The following is a 17,507-nucleotide window of genomic DNA, read 5'->3' on the forward strand; positions in this document are numbered from 1 at the left end:
TGGAGGACCGACTCTCGACACGGGGTTATGATCCGAGTCCGGGGTCACGGAAGCTCTGTCAATATGGATAACCGCTATCGCGGTCAAGATTGGCGTGGTCGGAAGCGACCGCGCAGAGGAGGTCACATGAAGTCCCATCGCCTGTCCCTGGGGTTTGCCCTCGTTGCGTGCGCGGTGGCCCCCTTCGTCGCCGCCTGCCAGCAGGGTTCGCCGGCCGCGGTCACGGCCTTTGTCGACGTTGCCGTCATCCCGATGGATTCGGAGCGGATCCTGCCCGGGCACACGGTTCTCGTGCGTGGCGACCGGATCGTCGAGGTCGGGCCGACGGGTTCGGTCGAGGTGCCGGCGGGCGCGGACCGGATCGACGGGTCCGGGAAGTACCTCATGCCGGGGTTGTCCGAGATGCACGGCCACACGCCCGGCGGGAACGCGAGCGAGGAGTTCCGGGAGCAGGTGATGTTCCTCTACGCCGCGAACGGGGTGACGACGGTGCGCGGGATGCTGGGCCTTCCCGGCGACCTCGACCTGAAGGCGCGGACGAACACCGGGGAGATCTGGGGGCCCACGCTCTACCTCGCCGGGCCGAGCTTCAACGGCGGCTCCGTCGATTCGCCGGAGCAGGCCGCCGAGCGCGTGTGGACCCAGAAGCGGGAGGGGTGGGACCACCTCAAGATCCACCCGGGGCTCACCGTGCCGGAGTACAATGCGCTCGCCGCCGCGGCCGCCCAGGCCGGGATCCGCTTCGGAGGCCATGTCCCCGCCGATGTGGGGATTCGGCACGCCATCCTCATGGGACAGGAAACCTTCGACCACCTCGACGGTTACATGGAGGACGCCGGCGGCCTGCGCGGACCCATGGACCAGGTGAAGATGGATGAAGTTCTCGACCTCACGATCGCCGCGCAGGCGTGGGTCGTTCCCACCATGGTGCTGTGGGAGGTGGGCGTGATCGGTCTCGGCGACCCCGAGACGCTCGCCGCCTACCCGGAGATGCGCTACTGGCCGCCGCAGGGGGTCGAGGGCTGGAAGAACCGCCTCTCGGCGATCCAGGCCTCGGACGGCTGGGACGTGGAGCGCGCCCGCGTGCACGCGAGCAACCGGTCGCGCCTCCTCGGCATGATGAACGAAGCCGGCGTGGGGATCCTGATGGGCACCGACTCGCCGCAGATGTTCAGCGTCCCCGGCTTCTCGCTCCACCGCGAGATCGCGGCCATGGCCGAGGCCGGGATGTCTCCGTACGAGATCCTCGTCTCCGGCACCCGCAACGTCGGCGACTACTTCCAGCGCTACGACTCCTTCGGAACGGTAGCCGCCGGCCGCCGGGCGGATCTCATCCTCACGAACTCCAACCCGCTCGACGACGTGGCGAACATCGCCGACCGGGCGGGCGTCATGGTGCGCGGCGCCTGGAAGTCCGAGGCCGAGATCCGGGAAGGGCTGGTCGCGATCGCCGACAGCTTCGGCAACTGACCGTCGATGCGACCCCGATGAGAACTGGGTAGATTCTACGTGGAGCGGAGATCGACGTTCTGCTGCCGAAGACCCCGGTGCTGACCGGAAGAAGGAGTATCCTTGCCCGACGTAGCCGTACCCCCGACGACGCAAGACAGCGCTCGCGAGTGGGCTAACGTTCGACTTGCGGCGATCGAGCAAATGCTCAACGCGGATGGTCTTACGATCATCTCGCCAATGCATCTTGGCGTGGAGCACCGCGTCAAGATCGCCGTTGAAGCAAGGGAAGAACGCAGGCCGAGTCTGGTGGTCATTCTCGACACGCCCGGGGGCATCGTCGAGGTCGTTGAGCGGATCGTCCGCGTTCTTCGATATCACTACGAGGAGGTAAGGTTCATCATCCCTGATCGAGCCATGTCCGCAGGGACTGTCTTGGCCATGTCGGGGGACGACATCTTGATGGACTACCACTCCTGTCTCGGCCCGATCGATCCGCAGCTCGAGTTGGACGACCGTCTCGTCCCGGCGCTGTCCTACCTGTCTCAGTACGAGAGTTTGATCGAGAAGAGTCGGAACGAGACGCTATCCACGGCGGAACTCGTCCTGTTGCAAAAGCTGGATCTTGCAGAACTCCATCAGTTCGAGCTTGCACGCGATCTCTCGATCGCCCTGCTGAAGCGTTGGCTGACCCGATACAAGTTCAAGGATTGGGTCGTGACGGAGACGCGCGGAGAACCCGTCACGGAGGCCATGAAGGAAGAACGCGCGGCTTGGATCGCGCTTCAATTGAACGACCACGAGCGTTGGCTGACCCACGGTCGGGGGATCGACATGCAAACGCTCCGTGACGAGCTAAAGCTCAAGATCACGGATTTCGGTGACGATCCCGATCTGAAGACAGCCGTCTGGGACTACTTCTGGTTCTTGCGAGACCACATGGCTCGAAACGGTCTCGTGTCGTTTGTCCACAATCCCTACTTCTTCTAGCGGAGGCTAACGATGGAGAAGGACCGGGTAGCCGACATTGTCGAGAAGAATCCGAAGATCGACAGGGCCGCCGTGGAACGCAGTCAGGAGGCGGCCAAGCGGCTCGCCGATGTGGGCATCAAGGTAGGTGGATACCGACTGAAGCCCGCACTGGGTGGCGCGACGATCAGGAATTCCGACCAAACGCTTCGGGGACGTGGAGGCGTGTAGCCCGGAGGCCGAGATGACCCGAAACAGACAAACGCCGGGGCGGGTGGAGCGCCACGAAGGGATCATCACCGTGCGGGGCGGCGGCCGGCACCGGGCTTGGAACGGGATCGAATACAAGACGGGGATGTGGGCGGAGAACGTCGGCTCGGGCGCGCTCTCCATGAACGTGGCGATGATCCCGCCCGGCGGCGTCGCCAAGGCGCACATCCACGTGGACTTCGAGGTGATGCTCTATATCCTCGAGGGACACGTGCGACATGAGTTCGGCCCGCGGCTCGAGAAGACGCTCGATAACGAAGCGGGTGACTTCATCTTCATCGAGCCCGGGGTCCCGCACGAGGTGTTCAATTTGAGCGATACGGAGCCGGTGGTGGCCGTGGTCGCCCGCTCCGATGCGCGCGAGTGGGAGAACATCGTCGACTTCGAGCGCCCCGCGCGAGAGTAGGCGGTAACGCAGGTCGAGAATGCCGGCCGTTCAGAATCCGAGCGACGCAGTCTCCCGCCTCACGTCCCCCGCCGCAGTCATCACCCCGGTTTCCGGATCGCGCCAAGTCACCGTGGGAGCGCCCGCGCGCCAGTTCCACAGGCCCCACGAGCGCACGTCGTGGCCCAGGGCGCGCAACGCCTCGGCCGTCTCCGCCGGGATCCGGTCCTCCATGTAGAGGACGGCGGGATTGCGGTTCACCTCGCTCCCGGTGGCCGGGAAGTTGTAGCTGCCGAAACGGGGCTGGTCTACGGCCTGCTCGGGGGACATCCCCCACAGCGTCACGTTCAGAAAGACCTGCAGGAGAGCCTGCATCTGCTGGTCGCCGCCGGGGGTGGAGAGCCCCATGAACGGCCGGCCATCCTTCATCACCAGAAGGGGGGAGTTCGTGTTACGCGGGCGCTTGCCGGGCGCCATCACGTTGGCCAGCTCGGGGTCCAGGTTGAACTGACCCATGCGGTTGCCCAGCCCGAATCCCCATCCCGGGATCATCGGGGTGAAGGTGTGACCGTCGCTCTCGGTGAGGGAAAACATGTTGCCCTCCCCGTCCATGACATTGAGGGAGGATGTGTCGGTGGAGGGGACTTCACCGGAGGGCCGACCTCCCGGCGCCACGAAGCTCACGGGCGCGCCGTCCGCCACCGCCGCCATCCGTTCCGGATCGCCCCACGGAGGCATATCCTGAAATGCGCTCTTCTCGTCGATGAGCCCGATGCGTTTGCGCGCGTACGCCTTCCCGTACAGTCCCTCCGGAGCAGGGGCGAAATCCGGATCCCCGACGTACCTGTGGGCGTCCGCCATCGCCAGGTTGATCACCTGTGAGACGACGTGGATATACTCCGGTGTGTTGTAGCCGAGGGCGCGCAGGTCGTAGTTCTGCAGCATGTTGAGCATCAGAATGATGCGCGGGCCCTGGCTCCATCCGTCGCCGGTGTAGACGTCGTAGCCGTTGAAACCGGTTCCCAGAGGCTCCTCCCAGCGACCCTCGTATCCGGCCATGTCCTCGTAACGGACGATGCCGTCATGCTCCCGGAAGAATCGGTCCACGTCGCGCGCCGGGTCGCCCCGGTAGAAGGCGTCCCGAGCGGCGCGAATCCCTTCGGAACGGCTTCCTCCCGCCGCCAGCGCCTGCCGCTCGGCCTCCATCATGTAGCGGATGAGCCTCCCCAGATCGGTATTCACCATGAGATCGCCCAGACGCTGCTCGCCGACCCCGTTGGGGAACCAGAAGCCGCGATTGTAGGGAAAAGTGAGGATCCCCTCCATCTGATCCTCGATCATCCATTTCTGCATCTTGTAGAGGTGATAGCCCTCCTCCACGATGCGCAGCGTTGGCTGCGCGGCCTCACTGAAGCTGAGGGTGCCGAAACGGTCGAGAGCGGCGAGCCAGACATCCACGTCCGCGGGAATCAGCGCGTTGCTGATGGGCGACTTGCCGTGTTTGAGGAAGTAGTCGAGGGTGGCCAGCGTGGGTGAAGTCCCCGCGCCGACCCGAGTGATCACGTGGTCCTCGGCGGCGCTGTAGAGGATGAGCGGGGCAACCCCGGTCCATCCCGCGTAGTCCATCTTGAGCGCCTTGAGCGCCATCCCTGCAGTCACTCCGGCGTCGAAGGCGTTGCCTCCGGCCTTGAGCACGTCGTACCCGGCCTGCGTGGCCAGGTAGTGCCCGGAGGAGATCACCCCGTGCGTGCCCATGACGCGCGGCCGCATGGCCTCGACGTTGTCGGCGTCGTGTACGTGGCCGTAACTGCGGAACGGGGCGATGGTGGCGACGACGCCTTCCTCCGCGGAAGCGGATTCCTCCGGAGCGCCCATCCACGGACCGCACCAGGCGGTGAGTGCCAGAGCCGCGACGGCGACCACACATGCCAGAGGCTTCATCGCGTCATCCTCCTGTTTCTGCCCGAGATGGAGACCCGGCCAACTGCCCTCGTCTCCGACAATCCTGAAGCTACTCCCGGGTATCGTCCCGGCAACCACGCAGCCGGCCGGGTACGTTGGCACTCGGCTCGACCGCACGCGCTGGTGTGCCTGCTGATCGGGTGTGCTCACTCGCGACGCGGATGGGCGGGATGAGGCCGTGATCGTGAACGAGCCGCTCACCAACGCCTTCGCTGTTCTGGCTCACACGGCGTGATCACGTCGGCCCGGGAGCGACGATTGGCGTCTGCCGGGTCCGATCTGCGTGCCGTCGAATTGTTGGCGCTCTCTCAGGTCGACCGGACGACACGGCGATGACGACCGAACGATCCGGAGCGCAGAAGCCGCAGGAAGTCAAAGACGAGGACCCGTAGGGTGGACCGGGCCTGAACCCGGCCCACCTTGACTCTACTCATGGTCCCCGCGAGAGCGCTCAAACTTGATGACACTGTCTCTAAACCCGCTCATGCCGCCCTTGAGGGTCCTCAGCTCCCCCACGCGAGGCGCCAGACATCGACATGGTCAAGGTCGAGGCTGTCTTTGCGGATCGTGAGCAGGTGGTCGGCACCGAACGCCGGAACGACGTAGGGGCCGCGGGGTGGAGCGGGGACACTGCCGAGCAGCTTGCCCTCGGTATCGAAGATCTCCCAGCGGTTGCCGGCCGTGCGCACGACCTCGACCCACAGCTTGCCGTCCGGTGCGACGAAGAGACCTTCGATGAACGGTTTCGCGTCCGGCCGCGTCGGTTCCCTCGGGTCGCAGGAGGCGCCCCGCCGGGCCTCGCGCCACTCGTAGTATTCGGCATTTGCCGCCCGCCACTCCTCGTTGCTGAACGATTCGCCCGGCAGCGTGCGCTCGATCACCCTGAGGACCTCGGCGCCATCGTTCCGCGTGACGAAAATGCGGTAGTCGCTGGTGAGCGCCGAGTACAGGACGCCGTCCGGTCCCGGGTGCTGCAGGAACCGCGGAGCGAACGGGACCTCGAAGAGGGCGAGGCTACGCTCGTGTCGGCACTCGATGTACGCCGGAGGGCCGCTCGACGGCCCGCGCAACGATGCCAGTGTGTCGCCCGTCTCGCCGCGGCTGTTCAGACCCACGTAGCGCCGCTCAAGATCGCGCCGGAACACCTCGTCCGGGTCGACCGGGTACAAGCGGAGAGCTTCAGGGGTTCCGGTGACACCAGTCTGCGTGTTCCGCTGCCCGAGCCATTCGCCCCCCGCGGACCACTCGCCGATCCGGCCCTGGTCGGGATCGAAGCTCAGGAGCCGGTCACCCGCCCACGCCAGCGAATTGAGGCTCTGGAACTCGCCTGGTCCCTCGCCCTCCCGGCCGAACGTGCGGAGGTGGGTACCGTCCAGCCGAAAGACCCTCACCTCGCGGTTGAGGCCGTCGGCCACGAAGACCTCCTCGTCCGGCCCGAGCGCTACGCTGGTCACTCTTCCGAACTCGTCGGGCGATCCTGTGTCGGTCAAGGTCTTCGGCCCGATCGAGACGACCAGATCCAGGCGCGCTGGCGGAGGCGGGCCGGTGTTGGTGACGGGGGTGACACCCTCGTGGCCGATCATGAAGTCGGCGGCGGGTGCGTCATCCTGGGCGCAAGCGGCGGCGAGCACCGCTGTGAGCGTGAAGCTCGGTAGGGATGGGATTCGGCGCATCTTGCGGGCTCCATGATCGGCAAGGCGGCGTGGCTGATAGCGATCCACACCATACTCTCTTGTTTACGCGACCTTCGGACCGCGAAGTTTCGAGCAGGCTTCAGAATGCTGTCTCACACGCTTGAAGGGTGGCTCGTGTGGCCCATCGCCCCAAAGGAGAGTGTCGAGTTGGCAGCGTCGCTTACGAGCGGTGCCTGACGGGCCTTTTGCCCCGGCGGCGGGTCGGGTTGCGTGGGCCTACTGCGTGAGGTAGTCGCCCCACGCTCGGAGGACCTCGGCCCGGCGCTCCAGCAGGTCGGAGCGCTGGTACGCCTGAACGCCCCGGCTGTTCGGGACGTGGGCGAGGCAGGCCTCCGCCACCTCGGCCGGGACGCCCGACTCGGCCCTCGACGGGAACACGAACGGCGACATCCCGGACAGCTTGCGCACACGTCCGAGGACATCGAGCGCGCCCGCGCTCAGCGGAACCGCGAAGTGCTCCGTCGCGCCGCCGCTTGCCCTCGGCAGCGCCACCACCGCCCGGTCCACCGGGTTGTCCGGGCGGTAATTCCGGCCGACGCACCAGAAGACGGCGGCGATCCGGTTTCGGGCCTTCGCCGCCGCGGTGGGCTTCGACTTCCAGATCGGGGCGAGGGACCCGAGCACATCCGCGCTCGTGCTCCGGTCCACCGGCTTGTCGAGGAGCGGCGCGGCGTGGAGGCGGAACGTGGACGCCCACTGATCCGGAAGCATGCTCCCAGCCTTCCAACCCTCCCGGTGAAGCCGAATCGTCCGCTCGGCGCCTTCGGCGAACGTCGGGACGCCGCGCCCGCGCGGGTCCCGGCCGAGCCGGACCATGCGGCTGTTGTCGAGCGCCTTCCGGCGGGCCAAGCACGAGAAGATGCGCTACGAGCACCGGACGCCGACCTTGGCGGGACTCGAACCGAAGCGCGGCCGGGGCTGGCACTCGCTGAGGCGGACGTTTGCCAGCGACCTGATGAACCAGCCGCTCAAGGTACTCTGCGAGCTTGGCGGCTGGCGGGACGCCCATACGGTGCTCAGGTGCTACCAGAGGCCCGACAATGGACACCTTCGGAAGACTCTGGACAGCCGCCGCAGGGTTCGCGCCTGCCGCCGATTGATTCCCGCCGATTGGAATAGACGACCAGGGCGACTCCAAGAATACAGCCCCGCGGGAACGTCAGACTGCGGCCAGCGACTCCAGCGCGGCCAGGGCGGCGGCGCGGCCGCGCGCTTCAGGGAAGGGTTCAACCGCGAGGGCGACCATGCCGGTCGCGTTCGCGACGGCGAAGCTGATCCCGTTGAGGTTTCGTTCCGGCGGGACGTTCGGGATCGGTCGGGGATAGCCGGAGGCGTAGAGCACGCGCCGGCCGTCGCGTCGGCCGATGCGGACGGCGTCCCGCGGGAGGTCCCAGTCGAGGCAGACGCCGAGCGCGCCGGGGAGGCTGCCCGGGAGCCAGCGCTCACCCTCGTGCGAGTAGGCCGCGATGACGAGCGTACCGCGCTGCACGGCGCGATCGACCGCAGGCTGCAGCACGTCGATGCGGTTCTGGCGCGGCGTCCCGAGGCTCAGATTGGCCACGCGGCAGCCGCGCTCCCCGGCCCAGTCGATCGCCTTCGCCAGCGTCCGGGCGCTCGTCGCCAGCACGTCGTGAAAGACGCGGGCGACGTGGATCCGCGCGCCCGGCGCCTTCTCCTGGATGGCCGCCGTGACGGCGGTCCCGTGGCCGAGCCGGTCCACGAGGTCGTCGTGCGCGGTCCCGTCGGGGGTGAACCCGATCCCGCCCGCGAGCGGGCCGAGGTGCGGGTGGTTTGGATGCGCCCCGCTGTCGATGACCGCGATCGAGACCCCCCGGCCCGTCCGGCCGCGCAGCGCCGCCGCGCCCAGTCGAACCGTGCGCGGCGGACTCACCCGCGGTCGGTCGCGAACAGGGCGCGGAACGGCCCGGGCCGGTCGTCGAGGTCGGCCGGGCGCCCGTCCTGCGCGACGCGCCCGTCGCGGATTACGACCGCCCGCTCCGCGCGCCGCGCCAGTTCGGGCCGATGCGTGATGAGCACCGTCGTCCGCCCCCGCATCAGCGCCGCGTAGCCCTCCAGCACCTGGGCCTCCGAAGCCGGATCGAGCGCCCCCGTCGCCTCGTCGAACACGAGGACGGCCGGGTCGGAGAGAAACGCCCGCGCCACCGCCACGCGCTGCCTCTCCCCGGCGGAGAGCTGTCGTCCACGCTCGCCGACGATGGTGTCGGCTCCCTCCGGCAGGGAGACGAGCAGTCCGTCGAGCGCCGCCGCCTGAAGCGCCCCCGCGACCTCGAGGTCCGACGCGTCCGGTCTCGCATAGCGCACGTTCTCGGCGATCGAGGCGTGGAAGATGAACGGATCCTGCTCGACCACCGCCACCTGCCCCCGGACGTCCGCCAGCGCCAACGTCCGCAGGTCCCGCCCATCGAGCAGCACCCTCCCGCTGTCCGGGTCGAGTTGCCGCGAGAGCAGGTCGGCGATCGTCGACTTCCCGCTCCCGCTCGCCCCGACCAGCGCCACCACCTGCCCCGCCGGGATCTCCAGCGCCACCCCCGCCAGCACCTCGCCCCCGCGGCCATGCCCGAGCCGCACGTCGTCGAGGACCACCGCCCCCTCGGCCTGGCCCAGCCGCCCGGCCCCCTCCATCTCGTCGACCTCGGGCGGTGTGTCGAACAGCTCGTGCACGCGCACCAGCGACGCCCGGGCGCTCGCGAGGTTCGCGTACAGCCCCATCAGCGCCTGCACCGGGAAGAGCAGCCGCATCTGGTAGGCCATGAAGGCGATGAACGTCCCCAGCGTCGTCGCCTCGGTGATCACCCGGTAGCCGCCGTACAGGAAGACCGCCGCCGTCCCTGTCTGCAGCAGGAGCCCCGGAAGGCCCCCCGCCAGATACGTGAACCAGCGCATCGAGAGCAGCGCGCGCACGAAACGGTCGTTGTGGCGCCCGAACCGCTCCGCCTCGCGCTCCTGCGCGTTGGCCGCGACCACCGCCCGCACCCCCTGCACGGTCTCGATGAGAAAACTCCCGATGTCCGCGCTCCGCTCCCGCAACTGGGTCACACGTCCTTCTAACTGCCGTCGGTATCGGACCAGCGCCCACAGACTCGGCGGCAGCGCGACCAGCCCCACCAGGAAGAGCCGCGCGTCGAGCCACACCAGCATCGCGACCGTGCCCACGAGGTAGAGGACGTTCCCGAACAGGCTCAGCGCCGCGTCCGCCGTCACGCGCTGGATCTCCGCGATGTCGTTGTTGATGCGGGAGACGATATCGCCGAGCGGGGTCCGCGCGTAGAAGCGCGGCGAGAGCTTCTGCAGGTGGCGGTAGAGCGCCAGCCGCATGTCGAAGAGGATCCGGGCCGAGACCCGCGTATAGCGCATCCCGCTCGCCACGTTGGCGCCGAAGCCGAGGATCGTGATCCCGACGAAGAGTCCCGTGATCCGCAGCAGGAGGGGGAAGTCGCCGCCGAGGATCGCGTCGTCGATCATCGTCTTCGACAGGTACGGGAGCACCAGCCCCAGCGCGGTGCCCGCCGTGGAGAGCAGGACCACGGGAACCAGAGCCGCCGCGTACGGTCGAATGTAGGCGAGGGCCCGGCGAAGGTGTGGGTCCCGGATCACCCGGACCTCACGAGTTCAGATGCCGGATCAGGTGCCGGGGTCAACCCGGATCGGGCACCACGACGACGCTCGTCATATCGGCGTCCAGCGTGACCGTGCGCAGGAGCTCGAAGGTTTCCTCGTCGTAGACGTCGATCGTGCTGCCGGCGTTGTAGATGTAGAGCCGCTCCCCGTCGGCGCTCGGCATCAGCGCCATGCGCGGTCGCCCCTCGAAGGTGATGCGGTCCGCGACCCTTCGCCCCGCGAGGTCGAACTTCCACATCTCGTAGTGTCCGATCTCCGACCTGAGCCCGTACCCCTTCGTTCCGTCCGGAGAGAGCGCGAAAGACACGCGCTCGGAGGGCCCGATGGGGTGGAACTCGACCTGCTGCTCCGCCAGGTCCACGGTCGCGAAGCCCATGAGCCGGCGGTTCTGGACCGGATCCATCACGCGGAAGAGGCCCGTGTAGACCCCTTCCTCTTCCTGGTACGGGCTCTCGCCGAAGGGGAGCGTCATCGCGCCCAGCCCCGTCTCGAACGGTTCGGAGATCGCCCAGCGGTCCACTTCCTTGAACGTCTCCGAGTCGACCGCGATCAGATCGTCCGAGAACATGTACAGGAGGTCCCCGTCGGGGGAGAAACGGAAGTTGGCGTTCTGGCGCAGCTCCTCGCCCGGCCACGGGATCGTGTCCGTGACCTCGTAGCTCGTGAGGTCGAAGCGGAGGATGGTGGGCTCGTCGATCTGGTAGCGGTCCGCCAGCTTCGTGCGGCTCTGCACGAGAATGGCGGCCCACTCCAGGCTCGGATGGACCTGAAACGACCGGATCCACGTCCGCGTCGAACCCTCGCTCAACGTGAACTCGCCGACGGATTCCTTCGAGGGGAGGGCGATGATTTCCACCGTCTCGAAGAACGGATCCAGAACGTAGAGCCGCGATCGATCGTCGGAGAGGGTGAGACGAAGGGAGATCGCGCGCTTGACCGGAATCCGGTCCACGACTTCCTCCGAGGCCTCGTCCCACACGAGCACCTCGTTGCTGTAGTTGCCCATGTACCAGTAGGCGTTGCGGCCGTTCTCCGCGCCGCCGCCGTTCTCCTGCGCCGCCAGCGCCGTGGCGAAGAGGAGCCCGCAAGCGGACGCCAGGATCGGGGCCATCCGGCCCCCGGGGCGCCTGCGTCGGATCACGGGAAGACCAGGTCGAGCTTGCGCCAGTCCTTCTGCGCCGAGGCGCACTGCGACGTCCAGTCCGGCGAGTGGTTGAGCTGGTCGGGTACGTGCGCGGGCCAGAAGCAGGCGAGGTGACAGTCGAACAGATCCCGTTCCACCGGCTGGCAGAGCCCGGCCGTCCCGCCGCTCGAGTCCACCTCCCAGCCGGGCGAGAAGACGAGCGAACACCCGAGCGGAATGTGCGGTCCCTCCGGCGGCCGGCTCTCGAGTCCGACCACGTCGAGTTGCTCGCGCGCCACCTGCGCCTCGATCCGGCCCGCCTTCTGGTTGATCGGCTTCAAGTGTTTCACGGCTCTCTCCCGGTCAATGGTCGAAGCGGGTCAGGTACGTCGGGTTCCGCTCCGCCAACTCTCCGTAGATCTCCAGACATGTGTGCGTCCACGTCCGCACCCAGGTGCAGAAGTGCAGGTTGGGCGAGGTCGTCTCACCCGTCCGCGTGTACGCCTCATGGTAGCAGCCGCCCGAACAGATGGGGCGGGCCCAGCACGTATGGCAGTCCGTCTTGTTCTTGATGTGATGGTCCTCGAGGAACTCGCGCTGGCGATCGCGGTCGATCCCGTCGGCCACCGTCCCGAAGCTGTGTTCGTCCGAGTAGGCGAAGCGGTGGCAGAGCGACACGTCGCCTCCCGTCGTCACCCCCATGAGCCCGAGCCCGGCCCCGCACGGGTACGCCTTGCTCACGCCCTTGTGGATCTCCTCCAGCGTGTCCTTCACGTTCGAGAAACCGTGGTGACGGTTCTGCACCGCGTGCTCCAGCCAATCCCGCGCCAGTTCATCGAACTGCCGCAGCATGCCGACGTATCCGTCGTCGGTAATCTCCCAGTCGCGGCCCGAGGAGGTCGTGACGGGGGCGAATCCCACCTCCCAGAACCCCATCTCCTCGGTGAGGTGACGGTAGATGCGGTGGATGTCGAGGTTCTCGCGCGTGAGGGTGACGCGGGCCCCGATCGGGCGCGTCTTGTGCCGTTCGAGCAACGCCTTGATCCGCGGGCGGACGGTCTCGTAGGAGCCCTTCCCGCTGTGGAAGACCCGCATCCGGTCCTGCATCTCCTGCGGCCCGTCGATGGAGACGGTGACGCCGATCTCATTGTCCGCCAGCCACTCGATGATGTCGGGGCGGAGCAGCGTCGCGTTCGTCGTGAGGCTGAACTCGATCCGTTTCCCCTCCTCCTCGGCGCGGCGGCGGGCGTAGGCCACTGTTTCCTGGAGTGTCGGGAAGTTGAGCAGCGTCTCGCCCCCGAAGAAGGTGAGGTGGGCGACTTCGATGGGTCCCGACTCCTTGAGCAGGAACTCGACGCCGTCCCGCGCCGTCTCGTCGGCCATGAACTTCGGGTCGTCCGTGCACGTCGTGTCGACGATCTTGTCCTCGCCGTACTCGTAGCAGTAGGTGCAGGCGAGATTGCACTTGTTCGTGACGTTGAGGACCATCGTGGTGAGCGGGAACCCCTCCGGGGGCAGGTCGTTCACCACCTGCTCGGCGGGCGCTCCGGCCTCACCTATGGCGCGGATGTGTTGAAGTTCGGTCAACCCCTCCTGTAACCTGTCCACGGGAAAGCGGTCGGAGAGGGAGTTGACGATCTCGCCCGGCGCGTGCGGGCCGTAGCTGAGCAGGTCGAGGACGGCCGAGGACGCAGGGTCGATCCGGAAGATGCCGGCCGACGGGACGAGGTACAGGAACTTCTCTCCCGCCGCCTCGAAGGTGTGGAATTCGCGGAGCCCCAGCAGGCCGGAGGGTTGGATCATGGGATCAGTCTCCCCGAGGGTACGCCCTGCCACGGATCGAACTTCAGGTAGAGCGGTACGGTGACGATGAGATGGCCGCGGGCGCGCAGCGGCCGCACGGAGGCCGCGTCCGGGTCCGCGGCGGAACCCGCGTAGGTCGCGACCACCCACACGTCGCCGACGTTGTTGCGGCTGCCCCGGCGGTCCTCGTTCGGACCGTCGATGGCGGGTGTGAACACGCCGTCCGGGCCGAGCCCGCCGACGTAGTCGATGTCGTCGTCCTCGAAGGTGGCGGTGTACTCCTCCATGCTCCAGGTCGCCGGTACGCGCCCGAGTCGGAGGTCGTCCTCCGTGTCCGGTTCCCCGTCCGGTCCGTCATCCCACCCGATGGCGTCGAAGGGCTGGTATCCCTTGGGGAAGTTGGCGCCGCCGATCCGGGCCATGCCCGCGCGCGGCGTCACCTGGATGCGGTCCACGCCATCGTGAACCTGGAGCGCCCCGGCCAGGCTCGCGCCGCCGACGAAGAGGTCGCGCCCCCCGACCGGCGCCTCGGCGTCCACCGCGACGCGCACCGTGACCTGGCTCGCGTCGCCGCCCAGCACCGACTCGACGCGGACGCCCGGGCCGAAATCGAAGTCCGCGGCGGCGGGGTTCATCGGGAGGTTCGCGCCGTGCACGCGGACTTCGGCGGCCTCGGCGCCGGTGCGGAGCGCCCGCGGGTGCACGCCCGAGACGACAGGGCCGCCGCTCACCCGGGTCAGCTTCACGTCGGGCCCGAACTCATCGTACGCGCCGGTGAACCAGCGGCCGGTCATCTTCTGCCAGCCGCGGTCGACCGTCATCACCTCGCGGAGTTCGTCCGAACCGCCCGGGTTCGACCGTCCACGCCACTGGTAGCCGGTGTAGACGATGGACTGTCCGCTGCGCCCCACCCGCGCCCCCGACTCCGCGTAGGTGTACGAAGCGGAGCTGAGGAACTCGTCGGGTCCGTCCCCGGCCTCGATCTCGACCGTACCGAAGATCTGTCCCTTGCCCGGCTCGAACCCCGCCAGCGCCCACGTGCCGGCGAGCCGGGGCGAGCGCATCGAGGCGGACCAGGCCGACCACTCGGGCGTCTCGAGGGGGAAGGCCTCGGACAGGTGATCGATCGCCACGTCCACCGGTTGCGGGTCATCGTCCCTTGACTGGAACCCCTGAAAGTCGACGAGCGGGTAGAGTCCGCGGTGCGTCGCCATCAGCAGTTCCCACTCCTCGCGGGTGCGGCGCTGGGTGATGACGCGGCCCATGCTGTGGCACTGAATGCAGGTGTTCTCGACGTCGCGGTCTGCCTCGTAGACGTGTTCGATCAGCCGCCGTTCGACCTCGAAGCGGCCGGGTTCGAGTTCCTCCGGAGCGAGCCCCTGCCGGTTCGCGAGATAGCGGACGACTTCGCGCGCCTCGTCCGGATCGAGCGACACATCGTTGAGCGCCACCATGCGCCGGACCGAGGTCTGCCACCCCTCCGGGGTCTTGCGTTCGTAGGAGATCCGGGACATGCGCCCCTGGTCGTCGCGCTCGTGGCAGCGCTGGCAGCGCCGCACGATGAGGTCGCTCTCGACCGGGTAGCCTTCGTCCTCGTCCGTCGCGTCCGTCTCGTCCGTCTCGTGCGACCAGGAGGCGGCGACGGCAGGGGGAACGGTGAGCGCGGCAGGCAGTGCGAGCGATCCGGGCATCCCGGGGACCGAGGGAACGGCACGCGCGGCGACGAAAACCGCGACGCCGATGGCCAGTCCGGCCGCCGGGAGGGTGAGGCCGAAGCCCCGTCTCGCTTGATCGGCGACCGCATCCCGTTTGGACGCTTCGCTCTCCATATCTCCTCCGTTGGGAGTTGGTTGATTGTGCGTTGACGATGCCGGCCGCGTCAATCCGAAACGCGGGCGGTCAGCTCCGCACCGGGTTCTCCGAGAGGTCGAGGAATCCTGCGCCGACAGCGAGCGCGAGGGCGGCGAGGAAGTCGGGCAGCGGCGCGGGCGCGCCCCGCCGGTTGTACGCCTCGTAGATGTCGGGGATCTGGGCGGATGCGGGGGCCACCTCCACGATCCGCCGGAGGTCGACGTTGCGCACGTAGCGGGCGCCGGCCGGCAGCCGTTCGGAGACGAGGTGCGGCTCGAGTGCGACCCGGTCGTCGACCACGGCAGGCCGCTCGACGGACGCCAGCGCGGCGCCGCGCTGGAAGTGGACCGAGGGAAGCGAACGGATCGTCTCGTACGCGGTCCGCACCTCCGCGCTCCCCAGGAACGCCTCGGCGCGGCGGTCTGCGAGTGAGCGGTCGCCGGGCTCCGCGACGGCGGGCGCTCCCGGTGTCGCCGCCGCGTCCGCGATGTCGGCCCCGGCGATGTCGGCCCCGGCGCTGTCCGCGCCGGCCTCTCGGGCGGCGGCGAGGCGGACCTCCCAGAAGGGGTGTTCGTTCGCGGCCGCGGCCTGCTCGAGGAAGGGGACGGAGAGGGCCCGGTAGGTGCGGTAGACCTCCCGCTCGCGGCCGTCGTACAGCTCGCACGCCGGTCCGGTCATGGCCTCGTCCTCGAGCGCGGTGCGCGTCACGATCGCGGCCAGCCAGGCGGAGGCGAGCGCCTTCTTGACGCCGTAGGAGGAGAGGGGGTCGATGAAGGAGCCGGCGTCGCCGACGAGCAGCAGGCCCTGCCGGCCGTGCGAGGTCGCGCCATACAGCGATGCGGGACACGCCCGCACGGGACCCGCGAGACGTCCGGCGCGGAGCCGCCCGGCGAGCCGCGCCGCCTTGGCCAGTTCGGCGCGCCACATGCCGTCGAGGCCGCGTTCGCGGCGCAGGCGCGTGCGGCGCGGGTCGACCATCGCGGTCACGCAGCGGGTGCGCGGCGAGGTCGGGACCGACCAGGCCCACCCGTCCCGGTAGCTCTCGATGAGCGTACGGCCCGGGTCCGGCGCGGGGGCGTCGGGGTCCGCGGTCCAGCGGCCGATGAGGGCGAGCGTGGTGATCCCGCGTTCGCGGATGCGGAACCCGCGCCGGGCGAGCACCCCGGCGCGGCCCGAGGCGTCGAGCACCCAGCGAGCCCGGTAGCTCCCGGTGGCGGTGGCGACGCGCCAGCCGTCGGGCCCGGCCGCCGCCTCGATGACCGGGCCGTCCGTCCGCAGCCGCGCCCCCGCCTCGCGGGCCACGCCGTGGAAGGCGGCCTCAAGCGCGGCCCGGTCGGCGTGGAAGCCGCACTCCTGCGCCTCGAACCGCTCTTCTCGGCGGGGCATATCCGCCCACCAGACGGTGTTGCCCTCGTTCGGCACGAGGCCCGCCGCGTCGAGCGCATCCAGTGCACCGACGCGTTCGAGGAGCTTGCGGGCCGAGCCGGGAATCGACTCGGCGAGCCACTTCGCCGGCGGGGCCGGCCGGGTGATGAGCGCTACATCATGCCCGTGCCGCGCCAGCGACGCCGCGGCGGCGCAGCCGGCCGGCCCCCCACCGACGATCAGGACATCATGTGGCCTGATTGCCAGCTCGGCTTACCGCTCCCGCTGGCGCAGCACGTCTCCCCCGCTCGGCCCGTCGGTGGCGAAGCAGTAGAAGCGGCCGTCCCCCCCCGTGCCGCGCAGATTCTCGAGGCTGCAGCCCCGCGAAGGGTGGGCCTCGTTCCACGACGTCGGGTTCTGGCCACCGCCCTGCCGGTCGTGGTGCCCGACGAGCGCGCTGCCCTCGCCGCCCGATGTCCAATTGCTGCACGTCGTGTCCCCGTCCGCGCCCGAAGCCATGCCATTCATGAGCGAGCCGGTGAGGATGTCGTGCTGGTTCGGCTGGTCGCCCCGACCGTTCACCTCATCCCCGTTCTCGGTGAGGATCGTGGCCTTGGTCAGGTTCGGGCCGTTGCTGTGGAGGTGCGTGACATCCCGCGCGATCAGCGTGCCCGCGTGGTTGTACCACGGCCCGTCGCCGATCCGATCGCGCGCGTTCACGCCGCCCGATCCGGTCGCGCTCAGGTAGGCTCGCCACATGCGGTCGGGCAGCCCCGCCGCCTCGGCCAGCGTTTCGCAGTACGCGTCCGCGCCCTCGAGCCCGCCTAGGTCCGCGCCGTCGCCCGAATTCGAACTCGTGATGAAGAAGCTGATGTTCGCGTCCTGCGCCGCCGCCGCGCTGGCGCCGAACGCGAGGAGAATCGCGGTGAGACTGATGGCCCGTTTCATGTCCGACTCCTGTCCAGTGTAATCCGCTCGATCTGCTCCGCTCCGGTCG

General features: G+C 68.7%; 15 protein-coding genes. 4 read left to right on the forward strand and 11 right to left on the reverse strand.

Going from position 1 to position 17,507, the window contains the following annotated elements; all coding sequences use genetic code 11:
* The first annotated feature begins 126 nt into the window (after window positions 1-126).
* The 4 genes from ACOOHF_RS08505 to ACOOHF_RS08520 all read left to right on the forward strand — a co-directional run bounded on the left by ACOOHF_RS08505 (window position 127) and on the right by ACOOHF_RS08520 (window position 3,094).
* Window positions 127-1,470, forward strand: coding sequence for an amidohydrolase family protein (locus ACOOHF_RS08505; RefSeq protein WP_420464181.1), 1,344 nt, complete (start codon window positions 127-129; stop codon window positions 1,468-1,470).
* Between the two features lie 102 nt (window positions 1,471-1,572).
* On the forward strand, window positions 1,573-2,439 hold the full coding sequence (locus ACOOHF_RS08510; RefSeq protein ID WP_420464182.1) for an SDH family Clp fold serine proteinase: 867 nt from the start codon (window positions 1,573-1,575) through the stop codon (window positions 2,437-2,439).
* 12 nt (window positions 2,440-2,451) lie between these two features.
* A complete protein-coding gene (locus tag ACOOHF_RS08515; protein ID WP_419163082.1) occupies window positions 2,452-2,649 on the forward strand; it encodes a hypothetical protein in 198 nt (65 codons plus the stop codon).
* Between the two features lie 13 nt (window positions 2,650-2,662).
* A complete protein-coding gene (locus ACOOHF_RS08520; RefSeq protein ID WP_419163083.1) occupies window positions 2,663-3,094 on the forward strand; it encodes a cupin domain-containing protein in 432 nt (143 codons plus the stop codon).
* 30 nt (window positions 3,095-3,124) lie between these two features.
* On the opposite strand, the gene ACOOHF_RS08525 is transcribed toward ACOOHF_RS08520, so the two are convergent.
* The 11 genes from ACOOHF_RS08525 to ACOOHF_RS08575 all read right to left on the reverse strand — a co-directional run bounded on the left by ACOOHF_RS08525 (window position 3,125) and on the right by ACOOHF_RS08575 (window position 17,458).
* Window positions 3,125-5,014: a gamma-glutamyltransferase family protein gene (locus ACOOHF_RS08525; RefSeq protein WP_420464183.1), complete on the reverse strand. Its 1,890-nt coding sequence runs from the start codon at window positions 5,012-5,014 to the stop codon at window positions 3,125-3,127.
* A gap of 524 nt (window positions 5,015-5,538) precedes the next feature.
* Complete coding sequence (locus ACOOHF_RS08530; RefSeq protein ID WP_420464184.1) at window positions 5,539-6,708, reverse strand: hypothetical protein; 1,170 nt, start codon at window positions 6,706-6,708, stop codon at window positions 5,539-5,541.
* Between the two features lie 237 nt (window positions 6,709-6,945).
* Complete coding sequence (locus tag ACOOHF_RS08535; RefSeq protein WP_420464185.1) at window positions 6,946-7,578, reverse strand: tyrosine-type recombinase/integrase; 633 nt, start codon at window positions 7,576-7,578, stop codon at window positions 6,946-6,948.
* Between the two features lie 310 nt (window positions 7,579-7,888).
* On the reverse strand, window positions 7,889-8,620 hold the full coding sequence (locus ACOOHF_RS08540; RefSeq protein WP_420464186.1) for a S8 family serine peptidase: 732 nt from the start codon (window positions 8,618-8,620) through the stop codon (window positions 7,889-7,891).
* Window positions 8,617-10,344 (reverse strand): ABC transporter ATP-binding protein, encoded by a 1,728-nt coding sequence (locus ACOOHF_RS08545; RefSeq protein WP_420464187.1) that lies wholly within the window; start codon window positions 10,342-10,344, stop codon window positions 8,617-8,619. The genes ACOOHF_RS08540 and ACOOHF_RS08545 overlap by 4 nt, the downstream gene beginning before the upstream one ends.
* Window positions 10,345-10,384: 40 nt before the next feature.
* Complete coding sequence (locus tag ACOOHF_RS08550; RefSeq protein WP_420464188.1) at window positions 10,385-11,509, reverse strand: YncE family protein; 1,125 nt, start codon at window positions 11,507-11,509, stop codon at window positions 10,385-10,387.
* Window positions 11,506-11,841, reverse strand: a complete 336-nt coding sequence (qhpC, locus tag ACOOHF_RS08555; protein ID WP_419163089.1) for a quinohemoprotein amine dehydrogenase subunit gamma — start codon at window positions 11,839-11,841, stop codon at window positions 11,506-11,508. Before qhpC ends, ACOOHF_RS08550 begins: the two co-directional genes overlap by 4 nt.
* Window positions 11,842-11,854: 13 nt before the next feature.
* A complete protein-coding gene (gene peaB / locus ACOOHF_RS08560) occupies window positions 11,855-13,294 on the reverse strand; it encodes a quinohemoprotein amine dehydrogenase maturation protein (RefSeq protein ID WP_420464189.1) in 1,440 nt (479 codons plus the stop codon).
* Window positions 13,291-15,123 (reverse strand): quinohemoprotein amine dehydrogenase subunit alpha, encoded by a 1,833-nt coding sequence (gene peaA, locus ACOOHF_RS08565; protein ID WP_420464190.1) that lies wholly within the window; start codon window positions 15,121-15,123, stop codon window positions 13,291-13,293. Before peaA ends, peaB begins: the two co-directional genes overlap by 4 nt.
* Before the next feature lie 70 nt (window positions 15,124-15,193).
* Window positions 15,194-16,777: an NAD(P)/FAD-dependent oxidoreductase gene (locus ACOOHF_RS08570; RefSeq protein ID WP_420464350.1), complete on the reverse strand. Its 1,584-nt coding sequence runs from the start codon at window positions 16,775-16,777 to the stop codon at window positions 15,194-15,196.
* A 6-nt stretch (window positions 16,778-16,783) separates the two neighbouring features.
* Window positions 16,784-17,458: a hypothetical protein gene (locus ACOOHF_RS08575; RefSeq protein WP_420464191.1), complete on the reverse strand. Its 675-nt coding sequence runs from the start codon at window positions 17,456-17,458 to the stop codon at window positions 16,784-16,786.
* Window positions 17,459-17,507: the final 49 nt, after the last annotated feature.

This window comes from Candidatus Palauibacter sp., from assembly GCF_965216145.1.
In the GTDB taxonomy this organism is placed as follows: Bacteria; Gemmatimonadota; Gemmatimonadetes; order Palauibacterales; family Palauibacteraceae; genus Palauibacter.

Bases quoted from the DNA above. Each gene is read 5' to 3' on its own strand.
- ACOOHF_RS08505 (WP_420464181.1), top strand. From the start codon at position 127: ATGAAGTCCCATCGCCTGTCCCTGGGGTTTGCCCTCGTTGCGTGCGCG.
- ACOOHF_RS08515 (WP_419163082.1), top strand. From the start codon at position 2,452: ATGGAGAAGGACCGGGTAGCCGACATTGTCGAGAAGAATCCGAAGATC.
- ACOOHF_RS08520 (WP_419163083.1), top strand. From the start codon at position 2,663: ATGACCCGAAACAGACAAACGCCGGGGCGGGTGGAGCGCCACGAAGGG.
- ACOOHF_RS08525 (WP_420464183.1), bottom strand. From the start codon at position 5,014: ATGAAGCCTCTGGCATGTGTGGTCGCCGTCGCGGCTCTGGCACTCACC.
- ACOOHF_RS08530 (WP_420464184.1), bottom strand. From the start codon at position 6,708: ATGCGCCGAATCCCATCCCTACCGAGCTTCACGCTCACAGCGGTGCTC.
- peaB (WP_420464189.1), bottom strand. From the start codon at position 13,294: ATGATCCAACCCTCCGGCCTGCTGGGGCTCCGCGAATTCCACACCTTC.
- peaA (WP_420464190.1), bottom strand. From the start codon at position 15,123: ATGGAGAGCGAAGCGTCCAAACGGGATGCGGTCGCCGATCAAGCGAGA.
- ACOOHF_RS08575 (WP_420464191.1), bottom strand. From the start codon at position 17,458: ATGAAACGGGCCATCAGTCTCACCGCGATTCTCCTCGCGTTCGGCGCC.